The 19,871-nt window shown below is 59.5% G+C and carries 16 protein-coding genes, 1 pseudogene and 1 other annotated feature; of the genes and pseudogenes, 8 read left to right on the plus strand and 9 right to left on the minus strand.

Going from position 1 to position 19,871, the window contains the following annotated elements; translation table 11 throughout:
* Nucleotides 1-115: 115 nt before the first annotated feature.
* Nucleotides 116-1,684 (minus strand): flagellin N-terminal helical domain-containing protein, encoded by a 1,569-nt coding sequence (locus tag WBR25_RS10585; protein WP_429106666.1) that lies wholly within the window; start codon nucleotides 1,682-1,684, stop codon nucleotides 116-118.
* A 293-nt stretch (nucleotides 1,685-1,977) separates the two neighbouring features.
* On the opposite strand from WBR25_RS10585, the gene WBR25_RS10590 reads away from it, so the two are divergent.
* Nucleotides 1,978-3,171 (plus strand): class I SAM-dependent methyltransferase, encoded by a 1,194-nt coding sequence (locus WBR25_RS10590; RefSeq protein WP_429106664.1) that lies wholly within the window; start codon nucleotides 1,978-1,980, stop codon nucleotides 3,169-3,171.
* Between the two features lie 348 nt (nucleotides 3,172-3,519).
* Complete coding sequence (locus WBR25_RS10595) at nucleotides 3,520-4,704, plus strand: acyltransferase family protein (RefSeq protein ID WP_429106661.1); 1,185 nt, start codon at nucleotides 3,520-3,522, stop codon at nucleotides 4,702-4,704.
* A gap of 34 nt (nucleotides 4,705-4,738) precedes the next feature.
* Here the strand turns inward: WBR25_RS10595 and WBR25_RS10600 are convergent, their stop codons facing one another.
* A complete protein-coding gene (locus WBR25_RS10600; protein WP_429106659.1) occupies nucleotides 4,739-5,167 on the minus strand; it encodes a GNAT family N-acetyltransferase in 429 nt (142 codons plus the stop codon).
* A gap of 405 nt (nucleotides 5,168-5,572) precedes the next feature.
* Between WBR25_RS10600 and selD the strand changes: the two genes are divergently transcribed.
* From selD to WBR25_RS10615, 3 genes are read left to right on the plus strand one after another with little or no spacing between them, the layout of a single operon-like run.
* Nucleotides 5,573-6,610 carry a selenide, water dikinase SelD gene (gene selD / locus WBR25_RS10605; protein ID WP_139742067.1) on the plus strand — a complete coding sequence of 346 codons (1,038 nt, stop codon included), beginning with the start codon at nucleotides 5,573-5,575 and terminating at the stop codon, nucleotides 6,608-6,610.
* On the plus strand, nucleotides 6,607-7,722 hold the full coding sequence (gene mnmH / locus WBR25_RS10610) for a tRNA 2-selenouridine(34) synthase MnmH (RefSeq protein WP_429106657.1): 1,116 nt from the start codon (nucleotides 6,607-6,609) through the stop codon (nucleotides 7,720-7,722). Before selD ends, mnmH begins: the two co-directional genes overlap by 4 nt.
* 22 nt (nucleotides 7,723-7,744) lie before the next feature.
* Nucleotides 7,745-8,389 (plus strand): MBL fold metallo-hydrolase, encoded by a 645-nt coding sequence (locus tag WBR25_RS10615; protein WP_108612377.1) that lies wholly within the window; start codon nucleotides 7,745-7,747, stop codon nucleotides 8,387-8,389.
* A 186-nt stretch (nucleotides 8,390-8,575) separates the two neighbouring features.
* Here the strand turns inward: WBR25_RS10615 and rnd are convergent, their stop codons facing one another.
* From rnd to WBR25_RS10650, 7 genes and pseudogenes are all read right to left on the minus strand, one after another.
* On the minus strand, nucleotides 8,576-9,688 hold the full coding sequence (gene rnd, locus WBR25_RS10620; RefSeq protein WP_236355980.1) for a ribonuclease D: 1,113 nt from the start codon (nucleotides 9,686-9,688) through the stop codon (nucleotides 8,576-8,578).
* A 108-nt stretch (nucleotides 9,689-9,796) separates the two neighbouring features.
* Nucleotides 9,797-11,473, minus strand: coding sequence for a long-chain-fatty-acid--CoA ligase FadD (gene fadD, locus WBR25_RS10625; RefSeq protein WP_085942148.1), 1,677 nt, complete (start codon nucleotides 11,471-11,473; stop codon nucleotides 9,797-9,799).
* A 198-nt stretch (nucleotides 11,474-11,671) separates the two neighbouring features.
* On the minus strand, nucleotides 11,672-12,550 hold the full coding sequence (locus WBR25_RS10630; protein ID WP_429106655.1) for an alpha/beta fold hydrolase: 879 nt from the start codon (nucleotides 12,548-12,550) through the stop codon (nucleotides 11,672-11,674).
* An 8-nt stretch (nucleotides 12,551-12,558) separates the two neighbouring features.
* A complete protein-coding gene (locus tag WBR25_RS10635) occupies nucleotides 12,559-13,074 on the minus strand; it encodes a Slp family lipoprotein (RefSeq protein ID WP_429106718.1) in 516 nt (171 codons plus the stop codon).
* Nucleotides 13,075-13,192: 118 nt separating this feature from the next.
* The gene (gene tsaB, locus WBR25_RS10640; RefSeq protein WP_005345613.1) at nucleotides 13,193-13,894 is read right to left on the minus strand and encodes a tRNA (adenosine(37)-N6)-threonylcarbamoyltransferase complex dimerization subunit type 1 TsaB; all 702 of its coding nucleotides are present in this window, start codon (nucleotides 13,892-13,894) and stop codon (nucleotides 13,193-13,195) included.
* Nucleotides 13,895-13,984: 90 nt separating this feature from the next.
* Nucleotides 13,985-15,902, minus strand: a pseudogene (yoaA, locus tag WBR25_RS10645) (DNA repair helicase YoaA).
* Between the two features lie 67 nt (nucleotides 15,903-15,969).
* A complete protein-coding gene (locus WBR25_RS10650) occupies nucleotides 15,970-16,215 on the minus strand; it encodes a hypothetical protein (RefSeq protein ID WP_005336755.1) in 246 nt (81 codons plus the stop codon).
* Nucleotides 16,216-16,402: 187 nt separating this feature from the next.
* Nucleotides 16,403-16,531: a sequence feature (His leader region), on the plus strand.
* 25 nt (nucleotides 16,532-16,556) lie between these two features.
* Here WBR25_RS10650 and hisG point away from each other — a divergent pair.
* The 3 genes from hisG to hisC are packed head-to-tail and all read left to right on the plus strand — an operon-like array spanning nucleotide 16,557 to nucleotide 19,858.
* On the plus strand, nucleotides 16,557-17,453 hold the full coding sequence (gene hisG, locus WBR25_RS10655; RefSeq protein WP_042080809.1) for an ATP phosphoribosyltransferase: 897 nt from the start codon (nucleotides 16,557-16,559) through the stop codon (nucleotides 17,451-17,453).
* A gap of 12 nt (nucleotides 17,454-17,465) precedes the next feature.
* Nucleotides 17,466-18,791, plus strand: coding sequence for a histidinol dehydrogenase (gene hisD / locus WBR25_RS10660; RefSeq protein WP_429106651.1), 1,326 nt, complete (start codon nucleotides 17,466-17,468; stop codon nucleotides 18,789-18,791).
* A complete protein-coding gene (gene hisC, locus WBR25_RS10665; RefSeq protein WP_429106649.1) occupies nucleotides 18,788-19,858 on the plus strand; it encodes a histidinol-phosphate transaminase in 1,071 nt (356 codons plus the stop codon). Before hisD ends, hisC begins: the two co-directional genes overlap by 4 nt.
* Nucleotides 19,859-19,871: the final 13 nt, after the last annotated feature.

The following is a 19,871-nucleotide window of genomic DNA, read 5'->3' on the forward strand; positions in this document are numbered from 1 at the left end:
ATCCGGCAACAAGAAGCAATAAGAAAAGAGGCCACCCATTGGGTGGCCTCTTTGTCTTTATGGATAGTGACCATGAATGATAGCGACAAATTGCTATGCCGGCTGGCAGTCCCGCTCAGGATTGCAGCAAACTCAGGGCCGCATTGGGGCGACTGTTTGCCTGACTCAAAATCGAAGCACTCGCCTGCTGCAAGATTTGGGTGCTGACCAAGCGCGCCGATTCCACAGCCATATCGGCATCCCGGATCCTTGAGCGGGCAGCGCTGAGGTTCTCATTGGCATTGGCCAGATTGCGTACCCGTGAATCCAGCGCGTTGGCTTGGGCACCGAGCCGAGCGCGCTGAACACCCAGCTGTTTCATACCCACATCCAGGGTTTTGATGGCCCTGCTGGCGTTGTCTTCACTAAGAACATGAATATTATCAACGGTATATTTTTTCTTGTCCTCTTGATAAAAGCCAAGCGCATGCAAGCTGGATCCCTGCATATCAATATTGGAATACTTGTCGCCTGATGAGCGCAGCTCCATCTGACCGATATACGTCGTCGATGTAACATCGGGTAACAGAGAGCTCAGAGAGGAACTACTGATCACCGGAGGCGCCGGTGGTGCTGGCTGCGGAGGGGGGGTTGTGCCATTGGCCAGCGCAAGGCTGTTGCCCTGAGCGCTATGCATGGTCAATGAATTGCTGGCGGGATTGCTGTTGTTGGAGGCACTCACATAAAAACCCAGACCTGCCGATTGCGCAGTACTGTTGATGCGTTGAACCACGGTTGCCATGATGGCACTATTTTTTGCTGTCGGATTGACCGGATCCCATCCGGTCATATCAATGCCTGTGGTCAAATCCACAGAGTGACCCGCCACATCGATATAGGAGGGTAATGCGGATAAATCGACCGCGGAGGCGACAGAAAATGGCAGTTGTTTCGCTTGTACCGGCCCCTGATTATTGGGAAAGGTGGTGCCATTAATATCTGCCACGAACGCTTCCAGGGTTGAATAGTCCTTGTCAAAAGTGACGCCATTAAGGGTGATAGGCTGAGATGAAAGCTTGAGATCAGCAATGTCATACGCCCCTGGCTTGCTTCCTGCCGGACTGCGCGCTTGCCACTCCATCTCCCCCAGATTTTTGGTCTGGGCATTGAGATCGGTAATGACGGTATTCTGTCCTGCATAGGCACCGACCAAGAAGATACCTTCGTAACTCCCCGCCAGCAGGTCCTGTCCGGCAAACCGGGTACCTGTGGCAATCCGGTCCATCTCTAACTGCAGTTGCTTGAACTCAGCATTCAGGGCTACGCGATCCTCTGCCGTATTGACACCACTTCCCGACTGCAGTGCCAGGGTGCGCATCCGCTGCATCAGGTTCACCGACTCATCAAGCGCCCCATCGGCGACGTTGATCACCGAGATCCCATCATTGGCGTTGCGAATAGCGGTGTTGGTCCCGTTCACTTCACTGGTGAGGCGATTACTGATCTGCAAGCCTGCTGCATCATCAGCGGCACTGTTGATGCGCAAGCCGGATGAGAGTCGTCGATATACCGAATCCAGCGTGTTGGATGATTGACCAAGATGGCGAGAAGCATTGAGGGCAGAAATATTGGTAGCGATGGAGAGGAACATGGACAGCTCGATACAGGAAAGATTCAAAATGGTCTTCCCCACTATCGACATCATCAAATGACTCTTTAGCGAAAATCACTATAAAGTAAGGTTAAAACGCTTTATTGGCTACATTGTGCACATATAGCGACCAGCGCTGAACAAAAAACAAGCACAACCAACTGTGACATATAAGATAAACAGCGTGAAACGCCAACATTGAGATTCTGCAAATCTTGCATATGCAACACTCGGGCGTTGTCCAGACGTACAATTCGTCACTCTGCCATATACCAGCAAAGGCTGGCTTAGCCGCACTATTGCACATAGAATGTGGCCCCTTTTCTTTCTACCATCGGCAAACATCCATGAGCGCTTCCATCTATCTCGTCAAAGGCCGCGAAAAATCCCTGCTGCGTCGCCACCCCTGGATCTTCTCCAAGGGGATTGAGCGGGTTCAGGGCAACCCCATTGACGGCGATACCGTCGAGATCTATGCCAACGATGGCAAGTGGCTCGCCCGTGGCGCCTGGTCAGGCAGCTCCCAGATCCGTGCCCGGGTCTGGACCTTCGACAAGGATGAGACCGTCGATCTCGACTTCTTTATCCGTCGTCTCAAATATGCGCAGGAGTCTCGCGATCCGCTGATCAAGCGTCAGGGCCTCACCGGCTATCGCCTCTGCGCCGCCGAATCCGACGGCCTGCCGGGTCTGACCATCGACCGGTATGCCGATTTTCTGGTGTGCCAGATCCTCTCTGCCGGTGCCGAGTTCCAGCGTGAGCTGATAACGCAGGCACTGCGTACCCTCTACCCCGAGTGCAGCATCTATGAGCGCTCCGACGTGGCAGTGCGCAAGAAGGAAGGGCTGAAAGAGCGCACCGGCGTCATCTATGGCGAGACCCCGAACGAGCCGGTGGTCATTGAAGAGAACGGTGGCGTCAAGATCCTGGTGGATATTCGCAACGGCCATAAAACCGGCTTCTATCTGGATCAGCGGGACAATCGCCAGGCTGCCGCCAAATACACCGAAGGCAAGCGCGTCCTCAACTGCTTCTGCTATACCGGCGGGTTTGGCGTTTATGCCCTCAAGGGCGGCGCCAAGGAAGTGGTCAACGTCGATCTCTCCCAGAATGCGCTGGATATCGCCCGCCAGAATGCCGAGCTGAACGGGCTGGATACCAGCAATACCCAATTTGTCCGTCACGACGTGTTCAAGCTGCTGCGTGAATATCGCGAGAAGGGCGAGAAGTTCGATGTCATCGTGCTGGACCCGCCCAAGTTTGCCGAAAGCAAGGCCCAGCTGCTGGGTGCCTGCCGTGGCTACAAGGACATCAATATGCTGGCGTTCCAGCTGCTGACGCCGGGTGGCGTGCTGCTGACCTACTCCTGCTCCGGCCTGATGGAGCAGAGCCTGTTCCAGAAGATCGTCGCCGATGCGGCACTCGATGCCGGTCGCGATGCCCAGATCCTGGAGCGGCTCTCCCAGGCCTCCGATCACCCTATCGGTACCGCCTATCCGGAAGGCTTCTACCTCAAGGGTCTGGTGGTGCGCGCCCGCTGATCGGCCGTCATCTTCCCTTGTGATCAATCAGGCCCCTTGCGGGCCTGATTGTTTTGCATCGCGCCGTATAAACCTGAGCCTGACGCTCGCCCCGATTCCACCTCTCTGCTTTATGGGTGTTCTCTCTCCTCCTCTTTCCCTGCCTGCGTCCCACGTCTTTATCTGTTTAAATTTTTTTGCACAATAACTGCGCATTTATGATTCAAATCACACCCGTATGACTCTCTTTTCCGTAGTGTGATCCCGCCTGCGGCAGCCGAGCCGGGGCAACCGTCCCGTCAGGATTGATGGGCGGCACAACAACAAAATAGATGTCAGGCCAAGCTGAACATCACAAGGGATCCCGATATGAATCAATCATTGCCGCTGTTAACGCCGCTGCGGGGCATCGCTGCCCTGATGGTGGTGCTGTTCCATGCCCGATTATTGCTCTTTCCCCAGTGGATAGAGCCGATCACAGGCCACACCCAACTCATCGAGAACGGCTACCTCTGGGTCGATCTGTTCTTTATTTTGAGCGGCGTGGTGCTGGCCCATGTCTATGGCGAGGCCTTCACCTGCACGCCCCGCACCGTGGGCTATGGCCGCTTTCTCTGGCTGCGGCTGACCCGCGTCTACCCCCTCTACCTGGTAACCCTGCTGTTGCTGGTCGGCTGGGAACTTTACAAGGCGCAGCACGGAGTAGGCTTCTATGCCGGCCCCTTGTTCAAGATGTGGGAGTGGGAAGGGATGCCGCCTTTCGGTTCACCCTTCACGCCAGCCGAAGCACTGCCCAGCGCCTTCCTGCTGCTGCAGGTGGTAACCGATCACGGGTTGACCTGGAACTTCGCCGCCTGGTCCCTGAGCGTGGAGTGGATTAGCTACCTACTGTTCCCGCTGCTGATCCCGCTGGCGGTGACCCGCAGTCGCTGGAGCCATCTCGCCCCCCTGCTGGCGCTGACGGTGCTGGCCTTTATCGTGCACAGTCGCGGCACCCTGGATGTCACCAGCGGCGCGCTTGCAGTGGGACGCGGGGTTAGTGAATTTGTGCTCGGCCTCTGGCTGCTGCCGAGGGTCAAGGCCGCGAAAGGCTTGCCCATGATGAAGCGAGATCTGCCACTGCTGGTCGCCTTTGTGCTGCCCTTCGCGCTGATGCAGTTCACCATGACGCCACCACTGACACTGCTGCTGATCGGCTCCTACGTGCTGCTGATCTGGATTGCCGCCGCACAGGGGGAGCGCAAAAGTCCGCTACTGCGCCTTTTGGATAACCGCTTCACCAACTGGCTGGGCGATCTATCCTACTCCATCTACCTGCTCCATGCGCTGGTGCTGCTCACCGGTTGCGAGCTCATCCACTATCTGGCGCCGGGGATCACCGAATGGTGGTATGGCCAGGCCAACCCGCTGCTGGGGGTAGTGGCCACCTTGCTGATGCTGGCGGTGCTGATCGGGCTCTCGGCGTTGAGCTACAACCTGCTGGAGCGGCCACTGCAACGGCGCCTGCGCCGCTGGGGCAAGGCTCGCCAACCGGCGCTGGGGCAAGCCGGATAAGCTAATCTCGCCCTGTCTGGATGAGTTGACGTTTTTATGCCAACTCATCCAGTACCAGTTCATCCAGACTGCTCATTACCCAGGCACTCGGGTGCTGGCTAAATCCGAGCTTGGGGTAGTACGCCACCGCCTGCGGTGCGGCCAGCAGGATCAGCTTGCAGCCGGGCTGCAATTGCAAAAACGTCTCGCGAATAAGTGCTTTGCCAATCCCCTGCCCCTGCAGCGACTCGGCCACCGCCAGATCCGAGAGATAGCAACAAAAATGAAAATCGGTCACCGAGCTAGCCACCCCGACCAGGGTCTCGCCCTGCCAAGCGGTGATCAGCAAATTGGCGTTATCCAGCATGCCCTGCAGGGTGTCCGGATGGTCCAGCGGCCGTCTCGCCCCCAGCGAGGTCTGCGCCAACAACGCCGCAAACTGCGCCGTGGTAATGGGGTGGTTAACCAAAAATGTGGTGGTCACTAAGCTCTCCTGTTGTCGATCGGCTGTTGCGTGCTGTTGATCTCTTTGACGTCCTCTTTGCTGCATCTGTACTGCAATCAATCAGCCAGCGCCGGATCCAGCCCGATGACAGGCAAGTGCGGGCAATTCCCTGCTGTTTATGTGAATTCCTGTTCGAACCCCAAGGGGCAAATGTGGCATAATGCCCCGTCCTGTGGCCCTTGGCGGGGCTGCGCTGGCGCACCTTGTCGCCCTTTTCTTCCCCGTCCGGCCTGGCGGTCCTTCATAACTGCCAGTCATCGCTGCCCCTGTTGGCACCGAGGCCACCCATATTTGCGGCTTCTTGTCCTTCTCTCTACAAGACCGCCCATTGACCAAGACGGCTCCACAGAGCCTCAGCTCTGTTTGCAAATAAAAGGGGTAAGTATGTCTTCCATTCGTCTGACCCAATACAGCCACGGCGCTGGCTGCGGCTGCAAAATCTCTCCCAAGGTACTCGACACCATCCTCAAGAGCCAGATCCCGGGCTTCAACGACCCGACCCTGATCGTTGGCAACAGCAGCAAGGATGACGCGGCCGTGGTCGATATCGGCAACGGTCAGGGCATTGTCTCCACCACCGACTTCTTCATGCCCATCGTCGATGACCCCTTCACCTTTGGCCGCATTGCCGCCACCAACGCCATCAGCGATATCTATGCCATGGGCGGCAAGCCCATCGTCGCCATCGCCATCCTCGGCTGGCCCATCAATACCCTGCCCGCCGAAGTGGCCCAGCAGGTGATCGACGGCGGCCGTCAGGTGTGCCATGAAGCGGGGATTTCGCTGGCCGGTGGCCACAGCATCGATGCCCCCGAGCCCATCTTCGGCCTCGCGGTCACCGGTATCGTGCCGCTTGATGCCATCAAGCAGAACGACACCGCCAAGGTGGGTGATACCCTCTATCTGACCAAGCCCCTCGGTATCGGTATCCTCACCACCGCCCAGAAGAAGGGCAAGCTCAAGCCCGAACACGAGCAGCTGGCCCCCAACGCCATGTGCACCCTCAACAAGATTGGCCAGCGTTTTGCCGAACTGCCGGGTGTCCACGCCATGACCGACGTCACCGGCTTTGGTCTGGCCGGTCACCTGCTGGAAATGTGTGAAGGATCCAATGTCAGCGCCCGCCTCGACTTCAAGGCGCTGCCGCTGCTGGATGAGGTGGATTACTACCTCGCCGAGGGCTGCGTACCGGGTGGTACCCTGCGCAACCACGACTCCTACGGCCACAAGCTGGATGCCATGGACGATCGCACCCGCAACATCATGTGCGACCCGCAAACCAGTGGCGGCCTGCTGGTCGCCGTGGGGAAAGAGAGCGAAGCCGAGCTGCTCGCCATCGCGCGCGAAGCTGGCCTTGCACTCTCACCCATCGGCCAGATCAAGCCCCTTGAGGGCTCCCGCTTTATCGAGATTGTCCAATGAGTGAATTGCCACTGGCCACGGACTACGCCGAACTCTTTTTGGACGATGTGCCGTTGATTGATGTGCGCGCCCCCATCGAGTTCAAGGAGGGGGCCTTCCCCTGCTCGACCAATCTGCCCTTGATGACAGACGATGAGCGCGCCCAGGTGGGGACCTGCTTCAAGAAGCAGGGTCAGGCCGCCGCCATTGAGCTTGGACACAAGCTGGTGGGGGGAGCAGTACGTGCCGAACGACTCGAAGGCTGGCTGGCGCAGTTGCGCCAGCAGCCCGATGCCCTGCTCTACTGCTTTCGCGGCGGCCTGCGCTCGCAAACCGTACAACAGTGGCTGGCTGATGCGGGGGTGACTCGCCCCCGCGTCGCCGGAGGCTACAAGGAGCTGCGCCGTTTCCTGATCGACACCCAGGACAAGGCCTCTGCCGAGTGTCGCTGGACTGTGCTGACCGGCATGACCGGCTCCGGCAAGACCCATATGCTGGACCACGTAGCTCAGGCGCTCGATCTGGAAGGACACGCCCATCACAGGGGCTCGTCGTTTGGTCAACTGCCCGGCGGCCAGCCCAGCAACATCAATTTTGAAAACAACCTCGCCATCGAGCTGCTCAAGCGCCGCCATCAGGGCGAGCATGCCTTCGTGGTGGAAGATGAGAGTCGCCTGATCGGCCGCTGCTGCCTGCCCCTCTCCCTCCATGAGGCCATGAGTCAGGCACCGCTGGTGGTGGTAGATGTACCGCAGATCGATCGCGCCGAGCAGATCCGCGAAGATTACGTGCACGATCTCTGGCTGCGCTATCAAGCCATGTATGGCCAGGAAGCCGGTTGGCCGCTGTTTGCCGCCTATCTCACCGATGCGTTGGCCCGTCTCAAGCGCCGCCTCGGCGATCAGGCCCACCGCGAGCTGGATGCCCTGATGCAGACCGCCCTCACCGAGCAGGAGAAGAGCGGCGATACCACGCTGCATCTGGCCTGGATCACCCTGCTGCTGACCCGCTACTACGACCCCATGTATCTCTATCAGCTTGGCAACAAGCAGGAGCGCATCGTGTTTCGCGGTGACAAGCAGGCCTGCCTCGACTATTTCGCCGAGCAGCATGCCAGCGCGCTGCGCGGCTGACCCATCCCAAGAGAGGAACTCTATGTTGAAATTCGAGGTGATCCCGGTCACCCAGTTCGCCCAGAACTGCTCCCTCATCTGGTGTGATGAGACCCATCAAGCGGCCCTGATCGATCCGGGCGGCGAAGCGGACAAACTGCTGGCCGCCATCGCCAAACGCGGCCTGACCCTGACTCACATCCTGCTGACCCACGGTCATCTGGATCATGTGGGTGCCGCCGCCGAGCTGCGGGAAAAAACCGGCGTCGCCATTACCGGCCCCCACAAGGAGGACGCCTTCTGGCTCGACATGCTGCCCCAGCAGAGCCAGATGTTCGGCTTCGCCCATACCCCCGCGTTCACACCGGATCGCTGGCTTGAGCAGGGTGACAAGGTGCAGCTTGGCCAGTGCGAGCTGGATGTCTACTTCTGCCCCGGCCACACCCCGGGCCATATCGTGCTGCTCTCCCAAGCCGAGCAGCTTGCCTGGGTTGGCGATGTGCTGTTTGCCGGCAGCATAGGCCGTACCGACTTCCCCCGTGGCGATCACGCCACTTTGATCAAGTCGATCACCGAGACCCTGCTGCCGCTGGGTGACGAAATCGTCTTTATCCCGGGCCACGGCCCCAGCTCCACCTTCGGTCGCGAGAAGGTGAGCAACCCCTATCTGACCCAGCCTATCTGGTGATCAAAAAAGGCAGCGGTGTTCCGCTGCCTTTTCTTTTTCATTCTTTTTCATTTTCCATTCCGAGCCATCTGGCCGCTCGCTGATTCGTCGTTATCCCCAGACCGGCATGCCCATTTGTCTCTTTCGCCCAATAAAAATCCCCACCCGGGGGTGAGGATTGATTTATAGGTGCAACCGTCTGGTGGCTTATTGTGCCAGCAGGTGACCGACCAGCTCATGGCGCCACCCTTGCAGCAGCATCGGCTTGTCGCTGCGGGCCCGCTCTTCGTCGTTCATCCGCCAGCTCCAGGTGAAGTACTGGTGAATGATCTTCTTGCTGGCAATCAGCTCAGGCGGAATATTGCTCGCCTTGGCCTTCTCTTCCACCATGGCCTTGATGCGCTTGAGCTCGGCCTTGTACTGGGGGAAGTCCACCAGCCGACGAATGGGCTCGGGCCAGCTATCCGGATCGCTCTGCTGCGCCTTGGCGACGATATCGAGCATCCGCTTGCCGTGGATCTTGATCTCGATGGGCGAGAGGCCGAGCTCGTTGAGATCCCGCAGGGAGGCAGGACGACGCTCTGCCACCTTGAACAGGTGCAGCTCTTTCACCACAAAGTTGAGGGCCAGATCGCGGCGCACCGCCTCTTGCTGGCGCCAGGCGGCCAGCTCACGCAGGATGGCGAGCTCGCGGCGACCCAGTTGCCAGGCGTTGACGATTTCAAGATATGCCTGACGGGGATCGCTACCCTGGGTCTTGCGGGCGGAGTGGTTTTGGCACTCCTGCTCGAACCAGGCAAACTTGCCGCTTTCCCGCAGTTTGGCCATCACCTTCTCGTAGAGCGGCATCAGGTAGAAGACATCCGCTGCCGCGTATTCGAGCTGACGCGGCGTAAGCGGGCGAGCCAGCCAGTCGGTGCGCGCCTGATCTTTTTCCAGCTCGACCCCGAGGAATTCGTTCACCAGCGCCCCAAAGCCGACCGAGACGCCGTAACCGAGAAAGGCGGTTGCCAGCTGGGTGTCGTGCATCTGGTTGGGCAGGTGGCCCGCCTGATGCTGGATAAGCTCCAGATCTTCGCCAGAGGCGTGCAGGATGGCGATCTGCCCTGCCCTGCCCAGTCGCTGCCAGAGGGCGGAGAGATCCAGGGTGAGCGGATCCAGCAGCGCCAGATGCTCGCCGTCATAGATCTGGAACAGGCCAAGCTGGGGGTAGTAGGTACGGGTGCGAACGAATTCAGTATCGATAGCCAGGGGAACGTCGGCCAGAGAAGCGAGATACTGCTCAAGTTCGTCTTGCTGAGTGATAAGTTGATAGTGCATCTGTGCCTGCGCGGTTGATCAGGGCCAAAAAGAAAAAACCGTGGGATGACCCACGGTTTTGCATAACGACGGTGCTGGTTTGCAGAAGATTCTGCAGCCGCAGTCCGGTTATTGCTTGGCAATCTCCTCGTCGCGCAGTACGCGGCGCAGGATCTTGCCCACATTGGTCTTGGGAAGTTCGTCACGAAATTCTACCAGTTTCGGCACCTTATAGGCAGTCAGATGTTTGCGACAGTGGGCAATAATCTCGTCCTCCTGCAATTTTGCATCTTTCTTGACCACAAAGATCTTCACCAACTCGCCGGAAACCTTGTGTGGCACACCCACGGCGGCGACTTCCAGCACTTTCGGGTGCAGGGCAACGACATCTTCGATCTCGTTCGGATAGACGTTGAAACCGGAGACCAGGATCATGTCCTTCTTGCGGTCAACGATCTTGAAGAAGCCCTGCTCGTCGCAAACCGCGATATCACCGGTACAGAGCCAGCCATCCTGCATCACTTCGGCGGTCGCCTCGGGACGCTGCCAGTAGCCCACCATCACCTGCGGGCCGCGCACCTGCATCTCGCCCGGGGTGCCGAGGGCGTGGATCACCTGACCGTTGTCATCCACCAGCCGGATCTCGGTAGAGCAGACCGGCAGACCGATGGAACCGTTGTAATCAGTCAGATCGTAGGGGCAGACGCTCACCAGTGGCGAACACTCGGTCAGGCCATAGCCTTCCAGCAGCGGGGTATCGGTCAGTGTCTTCCACTTCTCCGCAACCGCGCGCTGCACCGCCATGCCGCCGCCGATGGTGAGCTTGAGCTTGTCAAAGGCGATCCCCTGAAACTCCTCGTTGTTGACCAGCGCATTGAACAGGGTGTTGACCCCGGTAATGCAGGTGAAGGGGTACTTCTTGATCTCTTTGACAAAGCCCGGAATGTCGCGCGGGTTGCTGATCAGCAGGTTGTAACCGCCGATGCGCATAAAGAGCAGGCAGTTCACGGTCAGGGCAAAGACGTGGTAGAGCGGTAGCGCGGTGACCACGAACTCCTTGCCACGCTCCAGCATGGGGCCATAGACGCCGAGGCACTGCTCGACGTTGGCAATCATGTTGCGATGGGTCAGCATGGCCCCTTTGGAGAGGCCGGTGGTGCCACCGGTGTACTGCAGGAAGGCGAGATCGTCGTTGGTGATCTCCGGCTTGATGTACTGCAGGAAACGCCCCTTGGAGAGGGCCTGACGCATGGTGGTGGCGTGGGGCAGATTGTATTTCGGCACCAACTTCTTGACGTACTTGACCACGAAGTTGACCAGGGTGCCCTTGGCCAGCCCCAGATTGTCACCCATCCGGGTCAGGATAACGTGCTTGATCGGGGTGTCGTAGACCACTTTTTCCAGGGTATGGGCGAAGTTGGAGACGATGACGATGGCCTTGGCACCGGAGTCTTTGAGCTGATGCTCCAGCTCGCGCGGGGTATAGAGCGGGTTGACGTTGACCACGATCATGCCGGCGCGCAGGATGCCGAACACGGCGATGGGGTATTGCAGCAGGTTAGGCATCATCACCGCAACCCGATCCCCTTTCTCCAGCTTCAGCTCGTTTTGCAGGTAGGCAGCAAAGGCGCGGGACTGCTCTTCCAGCCGGCGGTAGGTGATGGTTTGGCCCATGTTGACGAAGGCGGGCTGATCGGCAAACTGGGTCACCGAGGATTCGAACATCTCGACCAGGGAGCTGTATTGGTCTGGATTGATCTCGGCGGGGACCCCTTCCGGATAACGTTTCAGCCAGACTTTTTCCACAAACTTCTCCTGCATAACTAGCACCTGTGCGCTCACTGTGTTGCCTCCGTCCCGGTTCACATCCATTTTAATCGGTTGTTTTAAGCTGATGCTCTAATGCCGCACATATTTACACAGCGCAACATCAATTAACAGCAAATTAACAACAGAAAAATGTGAGGGAGAAAACAAACCTGGAATTATTGAAAGCTGGCGATTCTACCGAACTTGACAAAACTTTACGATACAAACGGCCGTATCAACCGAATTTTCCATATGAAAATGGTGGTTTCCACCCAATATGACCCGCTCGATCTGCTGGAAGGCATCCTGACGAGCCTGCCATTGGGCTTCAAGCGCAGCAAAGCCCTGCTCCCCCTGAATCAACAGCACAGGACAACAAATGGCCGCCATCAATGCACGAGCTTGTCCTTCGCTCATTCTCAGGGGCGACAGATCCCGCAAACGGGGGTCGCTGCGCCAGTGCCAGCGCCCTGCCCGCTCTTCAAGCTGCCGTTCACAGATAAGACGCGCCGCCTGCGGCGTGATATCCGCCACTTTGCAACGGGCGGCGACAGCTTCATCGATGGAAGCAAAGCCGTTGGCACTGCGCTCCCGGGTGCGACTGCGGTTTAAAATCGCACGTCGCAGCTGGGCAGGTACCTCCTCATCGGGCTGACTGAGCGGGCCCAGCCCCTCCAGCATGATCAACCGCTCCACCTGTTCGGGAAACACCCCGGCATAGGCCGAGGCGATCAACGCCCCGAGGGAGTGACCGAGCAGAGTGAAGCGTGACCAGCCCGCCGCCTGCACGATCTGGTAGAGATCGTCCAGCCAGTCGACAAAGACATAAGGGGTGGTCTTGTGATCGGAGTGACCGTGCCCCGGCAGATCGACACAGATGAGGTGAAAATCTCCCAGATGCGGCGCCAGCGGCAAGAAGCTGGCACTGTTGTCGAGCCAGCCGTGCAGGGCAATCAGCAGGGGTTTGCCCTGCTGAGCCTGATCCGCGAGTTGATTCTCAAGCAGGGCCACCTGCCGACCATCTGCCAAGGTGAGCAGACGTTCGTGCAGAGTGCTTTTGATGCTCTTGATCATGGCAAGCCTTAGCGACGCAGCGGCCGTCTCGGCCAGAAGGGATCATAGAAGGGGTCATAGAAGTAGGGGTCCATATAGCGTACCTCCACCTCTTTGACTGGCGGCCACAGCTTGCTGCCCGTCACATTGAGCACCGAGAAGCGGTACTTGTGCTCGCCAATCTGGCTATCAACCGGTTTGCCTATGGTGCCCAGCACCGTCAGGCTGCGCCCCTTGGCGTAGAGGGTCGGATCGACAAAACCCTTCATGATGGCCAGAAAACGGCCCGGGCTCTGCTCGGTCTGCTCCGGCACACCGTTGGACTTGAGCGGCAAGTAGACCACTTCAATAACGCTCTGATCCGCCTTGTTGTGCACCGCCGAGATAACGCCGCTCCAGCGGGCCGGTTTGCCCTCCATTCCGCCAAGGGCGGGCTGATAGGCCACCAGCTGGTTTTCTGGCTCATAGGCCAGCTCCTTGGGGACCGAGCTGCAGGCCCCGAGCAGCATAGCAAGCGCCCCGACCACCATAGTGCGTTTCATCATGTCGCTTCTGCTATTACGCATCATGTCACTCTCCTGTTGCCGGCGTGGCCCGTCGGGCCATCCGCTTTTATTGCAGCTGATGAGCGGCAAGAGCGACATGACGTCAGTGCTCCTGCCCTTATTCGCGACCCGGCAGTTTTTTCCAGGTCACCTTGTCACGCAAATAGACCGGCGTTGCTTGTTCAACCGGTACCGCCTCCCCCGCCAGCCAGGCGGCGCGGGCCAACGGCAACATGTCTTCTGCCGCCGGGAAACGCACCTGGCTCACCGCCAGCTCATCGGCCAGACCACTCAGGGTCTCGCCATAGGTCTCAAAACCGGTGCCGACGCAGGTCACAGGGCCCGCCAGCTTGCCACGAACGTCAACCAGTGCCGCGGGCTCGCTCACCACCTCGTCCCCCACCAGCTGCATGCGGCCATCAATCAGCTCATAGCGGCCGAAATAGACCTCGTTCATCCGCGCATCGATGGCGGTCAGCACCTGCTCGGCGCCATCCAGTCGATAGGCCCCTTGCGCCATGGCGGCCAGGGTCGAGATGCCGATCAGCGGCACACCCGCACCAAATGCCAGACCTTGCGCCACACTGATGCCGATCCGCACGCCGGTAAAGGAACCCGGGCCGCGGCCGAACGCGATGGCATCGAGGTCACTCAAACTTATCCCGGCATCCTCTAACACAGCCTGAACCATGGGCAGGATTTTTCGGGTGTGATCCCGTGGCGCCTCCTCCCAGCGGGAGAACAGCTTGTCACCCACCAGCAGGGCGGCGGAGCAGGCTTCAGTGGCGGTATCAACTGCCAGGATCTTCAACTCGTTCATGCTTTCCAATCTCTATAAAATCAGTCAATTACATAACCGGCAAGCGAGATATGCTCACCCGTTGTTCAAATCTGTTAGCTGGCGGCACACTTATTCACCGCGTTCAGTGCGATCGAAAAAACTCCCCAACGTTCCCAACTCCCGGGTACGGGGGATGGCCGGCAGACTCTTGATAAAGGTGGCGCCGTAAGGTTTGTTGACCATTCGGGGATCACATATCACCAGCACCCCGTGATCACTGCGATCACGAATAAGCCGTCCTACCCCCTGCTTGAGGGCAATCACCGCCTTGGGCAACTGCAGCTCGGCGAAGGGATCCCCTCCCTTGAGCTTGCAATCATCCACCCGCGCCTTGAGCAGCGGATCATCGGGGCTGGCAAACGGCAGTTTATCGATGATAACACACGACAACGCCGCCCCTCGCACGTCGATCCCTTCCCAGAAACTGCTGGTCGCCACCAGCACGGCGCGGCCATTCTCGACAAACTCCTTGAGCAACCGTTGCTTGTTATCCTCCCCCTGCAACAAGACGGTGCGACCGATCTCCCGGCGCAGCACCTCGGCCACCTGACGCATTACCTGATGGCTGGTGCAGAGGAAGAAACAGCCCCCGGCGTCTTGTTGATGAGGGGGATCATCAGATTGGCCAGCTGCTCGCCACGACCAAAGGCGTTGGGCTCCGGCAGATAGCGGGGCACACAGAGCCGCGCCTGTTCGCCATAGTCGAACGGACTGTCGAGGATCAGCTCGGCGCTGCCCGCCAGCCCCAGCTCGGCTTTGAAGTGATCAAACCGCATATCCACCGTCAGGGTTGCGGAGGTGAAGACCCAGCCACCTCCGGTCTTTGCACCTCGGCACTGAATCGCTCGGCCACCGATAGCGGCGTCAGATTGAGGGTGAAATGAAGCCGTGAGCAATCGTACCAGTAGGAGAAACCGGTCTGGTTGACCGCCAGCACTTCACCCAGGCGGGTGCGCAGTTCACTGATCCGTTCGAAGGCGTGATCCAGCTGCTCGCCCCGGCCGAGCGCGAGTTTCAGCACCTCGTAGCAGAGCCCGATGGCGTCGTTAAGACGAGCCAGAGCCTGCCCCCAGAGCGGCTGGCGCAGCATGTCGCGGGTATTGCCGCGACCGCCATCTAACCCGAAGGCGAGACGCAGATCCTGACTGGCGATAGCGAGCCGGTCCGCCGCCTTGCCGAGCTGGGCCATGTCGTGCGCCTCTGCCCGATAGGCCAGCTGGATATCCTGCGCCAGATCCTGGATGGTGCGGCTGCCCACCGACTTGCCGAAGTAGTTGGTGGCGATCTCCGGCAGCTGGTGCGCCTCGTCAAACACATAGACTTGCGCTTCGGGCACCAACTCGCCAAATCCGGTGTCTTTCACCGCCATATCAGCGAAGAAGAGGTGATGATTGATCACCACCACCTGGGCATCCATGGCGCGGCGTCGGGCCACCACCAGATGGCAGTCGTCGTAATAGGGGCAGTCGCGACCGAGGCAGTTGTCGTTGGTGCTGGTGACGTGGGCGAGGATCTCGGCGTTCTCCTGCAATCCCGGAATATCCCCCACATCGCCGTTATCAGTGGCGGTGGACCAGGATTTTACCTTCACCAGATCATTCAGGATTTCAGGCTTTTGCAGATGGGATTCGCTCAAGAGCCGGTTCATCCGCTCGATGCAGAGATAGTTGCTGCGCCCCTTGAGCAAGGCCACCGGCGGGGTGTAGGAGAGCGCCCCTGTGATGGTCGGGAGATCCCGATAGAAGAGCTGCTCCTGCAGGTTCTTGGAGCCGGTACTGATCACCACCCGCTTGCCGGATTCCAGCGCAGGCACCAGATAGGCGTAGGTCTTGCCGGTACCGGTTCCTGCCTCAACCAGCAGACGGCCACCACTTTTGATGGCGCGCGCGACCGCTTCGGCCATCTCCAGTTGGGGAGCGCGGGCTTTGAAACCGTCGATATGGCTGGCCAGAGGGCCATCTGGCTTGAACAGGGTCTGGATGGTCAAAAGGGCGTCCCGCAGCAAAAGCGGCCATTATGCCAAAAGCGCGGCAAAAGCGGGACAGATAATCTGCCTAGACGAACAGATCGATCTGATGCTCGGGATCCGGCTTGTGATCGCCCTCCTCCGCCTTTGGCTGATCACGCTTGGCGGGCGTGCTATACGCCTGCTGGCGCTGCTGGGAGTCACTGTTGTCAGTGCTGGTCTTGCGCAGCTGGTGCTTTTTGCTGATCTGGTTCACTTCCCGCTTGATCTCTTCGCTGCCGGGCGCGGCAGGCGCCCGGGGCAAAATGGGGAACAACAGGTCCTGGCTGGGCATGATGGCGACTCCTGCAGGGGTTATTGTCTAGTTATCGACCAGAAAACCGTTTTCGCCACTTTAATCGATCAAATCACAATTTCGGGTTGCATTTTCTGTCAAGGCAGGTAGTTTAAATCAGGCGTCAATTACGACATCTTATTTTGTAAAGGATTGATTACATGAAGTTCACCACCCTGAAGACTCATTACCACCATCATCATCCCGACTAGTCTTTCAGGAGGTTGACTGCTGGAAGACACTTAACTGGTGACTTCCAAAAGGACCGCAAGATTCATAAACCCTCGGAAGCACCCACTTCCGAGGGTTTTTTCGTTTTTGACTAGAAGGAAATCGAGCAAATGGAAACACAACGTCTGCGTATCGCCATGCAAAAGTCCGGTCGTCTGAGCCAGGACTCCCAAGCCCTGTTCAAGAGCTGTGGCCTCAAGATCAACCTGCGCGAGCAGCGCCTTATCGCCCATGTCGAGAACATGCCCATCGATATTCTGCGGGTGCGTGATGACGACATCCCGGGTCTGGTGATGGAAGGGGTGGTCGACCTTGGCATCATCGGCGAGAACGTGCTGGAAGAGGTGCAGCTTATTCGCGCTTCACAAGGATTGCCTGCGGAGGTCAAAACCCTCAAGCAGCTGGACTTCGGTGGCTGCCGCCTCTCGCTGGCGGTACCGGAAGATGTGACCTACACAGGGCCACAGAGTCTGGCGGGGAAGCGCATTGCCACCTCCTACCCGGGGCTGCTCAAGCGCTTCTTCGACGAAAAAGGGCTCGGCTTCAAGAGCGTTATGCTGGGCGGCTCGGTGGAAGTGGCACCCCGAGCGGGCTTGGCTGATGCCATCTGCGATCTGGTCTCCACCGGCGCGACCCTGGAAGCCAATGGCCTCAAAGAGGTGGAAGTGATCTACCGTTCCAAGGCGGTACTGGTACAGGCCCCCAACCCCCTGTCCGATGCCAAGCAGAAGCTCATCGACAAACTGCTGCCCCGCATTCAGGGGATGCAGCAGGCCCGCGAGAGCAAGTACATCATGCTGCACGCCCCCAAGGACAAGCTCGATGCCATCACCGATCTGCTGCCGGGTGCCGAGCGCCCCACCATCATGCAACTGGCCGGTGACACCAATCAGGTGGCGCTGCACGTCGTCTCCAGCGAGACCCTGTTCTGGGAGACCATGGAGCAGCTCAAGGCTCTGGGTGCCAGCTCCATTCTGGTGCTGCCCATCGAAAAAATGATGGAATAAGGAAGGGATATCATGCAGACCCTGATCTGGAAGACCCTCTCCCCTGCCCAGCAGGCCGACGTGCTGACTCGGCCGGCCTTGAGTGACGAGGCCGATATAGGCCTCGTGGTGCGGGATATCATCGCCTCGGTGCGCAGCCGTGGCGATGAGGCCTTGCGCGAGCTGAGCCTGCGCTTCGAGCGCGCCCCCCGTGAACAGTTGCGCGTCAGCGAGTCCGAGATTGAAACTGCCTGCACGCGGCTGGATGACGACATCAAAAATGCCATCGAAGCGGCCATTGCCAATATTCGCACCTTCCACGCCGCACAAGTGCAGCCGGTGGTAAGAGTGGAAACCCAACCCGGGGTGGTATGCGAGCTGCGCACCCAGCCCATCAGTCGGGTCGGCCTCTATGTGCCGGGGGGCAGCGCGCCGCTCCCCTCCACCGTGATGATGCTGGCTATTCCGGCGGCTATCGCCGGTTGCCGTGAAGTGGTGCTCTGCACCCCGTCTCCGGCGAGCGACGAGATCCTGTTTGCCGCCCGCGCTTGCGGGGTCGAGAAGGTGTTCGCGATTGGCGGCGCCCAGGCCATCGCCGCCATGGCGTACGGCACAGAGAGCATTCCCAAGGTGGACAAGATCTTCGGCCCGGGCAACGCCTATGTGACCGAAGCCAAGGGGCAGGTTTCGCGCGACTGGCGCGGCGCCGCCATCGACATGCCGGCTGGCCCATCCGAGGTGCTGGTGATCGCCGACGAGAGTGCCGACCCCGCCTTCGTGGCAGCGGATCTGCTCTCCCAGGCCGAGCACGGCCCCGACAGCCAGGTGGTGCTGGTCACCACCTCGCCCCTGCTGGCCGATGCCATCGCAGGAGAAATCAAGAGCCAGCTGGCCAAACTGAGCCGCCGCGATATCGCCGCGCAGGCGCTCGGCAGCAGTCTGGTGATCCTCTGTGACGATCTGGCCGAGGCGTGTGCCATCTCCAACGCCTACGCGCCGGAGCACCTGATCGTGCAGACCCGCGCCCCGCGCGAGCTGCTGGACCAGCTTGAAAACGCCGGCTCCATCTTCCTCGGGGCATGGACACCGGAATCGGTCGGCGATTACGCCAGCGGCACCAACCACACCCTGCCCACCTACGGCTATGCCCGCACCTGCTCCAGCCTTGGCCTCGCCGATTATCAGCGCCGCTACACAGTGCAGGAGCTGAGCGCCGAAGGTATTCGCGGCCTTGGCCCCATTGTCGAGCGCATTGCTCAGGCCGAAGGGCTCGATGGCCACAAAAATGCCGTCACCCTCAGATTGAACGCCCTGGCCGCCGCGCCCCAACCAACAGCACAGCAGAAGGATTTGTCATGAGCATTGCCAATCTGGCGCGCCGCGTGGTGCGGGCCCTCACCCCTTATCAATCCGCCCGCCGCATTGGCGGCAAGGGCCACGTCTGGCTCAACGCCAATGAGGCGCCACAGGCCTATCCCTTCACCATCGAGGCAAGCCGCCTCAACCGCTACCCCGAGTGCCAACCGGCCGAGGTGGTGAACGGCTATGCCGCCTACGCCGGGGTTAATCCCGATCAGGTGCTAGTGAGCCGCGGCGCTGACGAGGCCATCGAGCTGCTTATTCGCACCTTCTGCGAAGCGGGTGAGGATCAGATCCTCATCTGCCCGCCCACCTACGGCATGTACGCCATCAGCGCCGAGACCTGTGGCGTCGGTATCGTCGAGCAGCCGCTGACCGCCAGCCGCCAGCCTGACTGGCCCGCCATCGCCGATCGCCTCAGTGACGTGAAACTGGTGTTCCTCTGCTCCCCCAACAACCCCACCGGGGATCTGGTGGGTCGCGACGGTCTCATCGCTTTGCTGGAGAAAGCCCGGGATCGCGCCATCGTGGTGGTGGACGAAGCCTATATCGAGTTCTGCCCCGAGGCGTCCGTGGTGGACCTGCTGGCCCGCTTCCCCAATCTGGTGGTGACCCGCACCCTCTCCAAGGCTTTTGCCCTGGCGGGGATCCGCTGCGGCTTTACGCTGGCAAGCCCCGAGGTGATCGCCATGCTGGCCAAGGTGATCGCCCCCTATCCCATCCCCGAGCCCATCGCCCAGATCGCGACGCAGGCCCTCTCCCCCATGGGGCTGGAGCTGATGCGCGAGCGAGTGATAGAGCTCAACAAGCAAAAAGCCGCCTTCAAGGCAGAGCTGACAACGCTTGCCTGCGTAAGGGAAGTATTCGAGGACAAGGGCAACTTCGTGCTGGTGCGCTTTGTGGATGGCGCCGCCGTCTTTGCTGCCATGAAGGCCGCCGGCATCATACTGCGGGATTTCTCGACCAAACCCGGCCTTGATAACAGCATTCGCGTCACCATCGGCTATCAGGGCGAGATGGATGCCGTGCTGGCGGTACTGCGTGATCTGCCCTCTCCCACTTTGTAAGACAAGGATGTAG

It is taken from the genome of Aeromonas sp. MTB, from assembly GCF_056632455.1.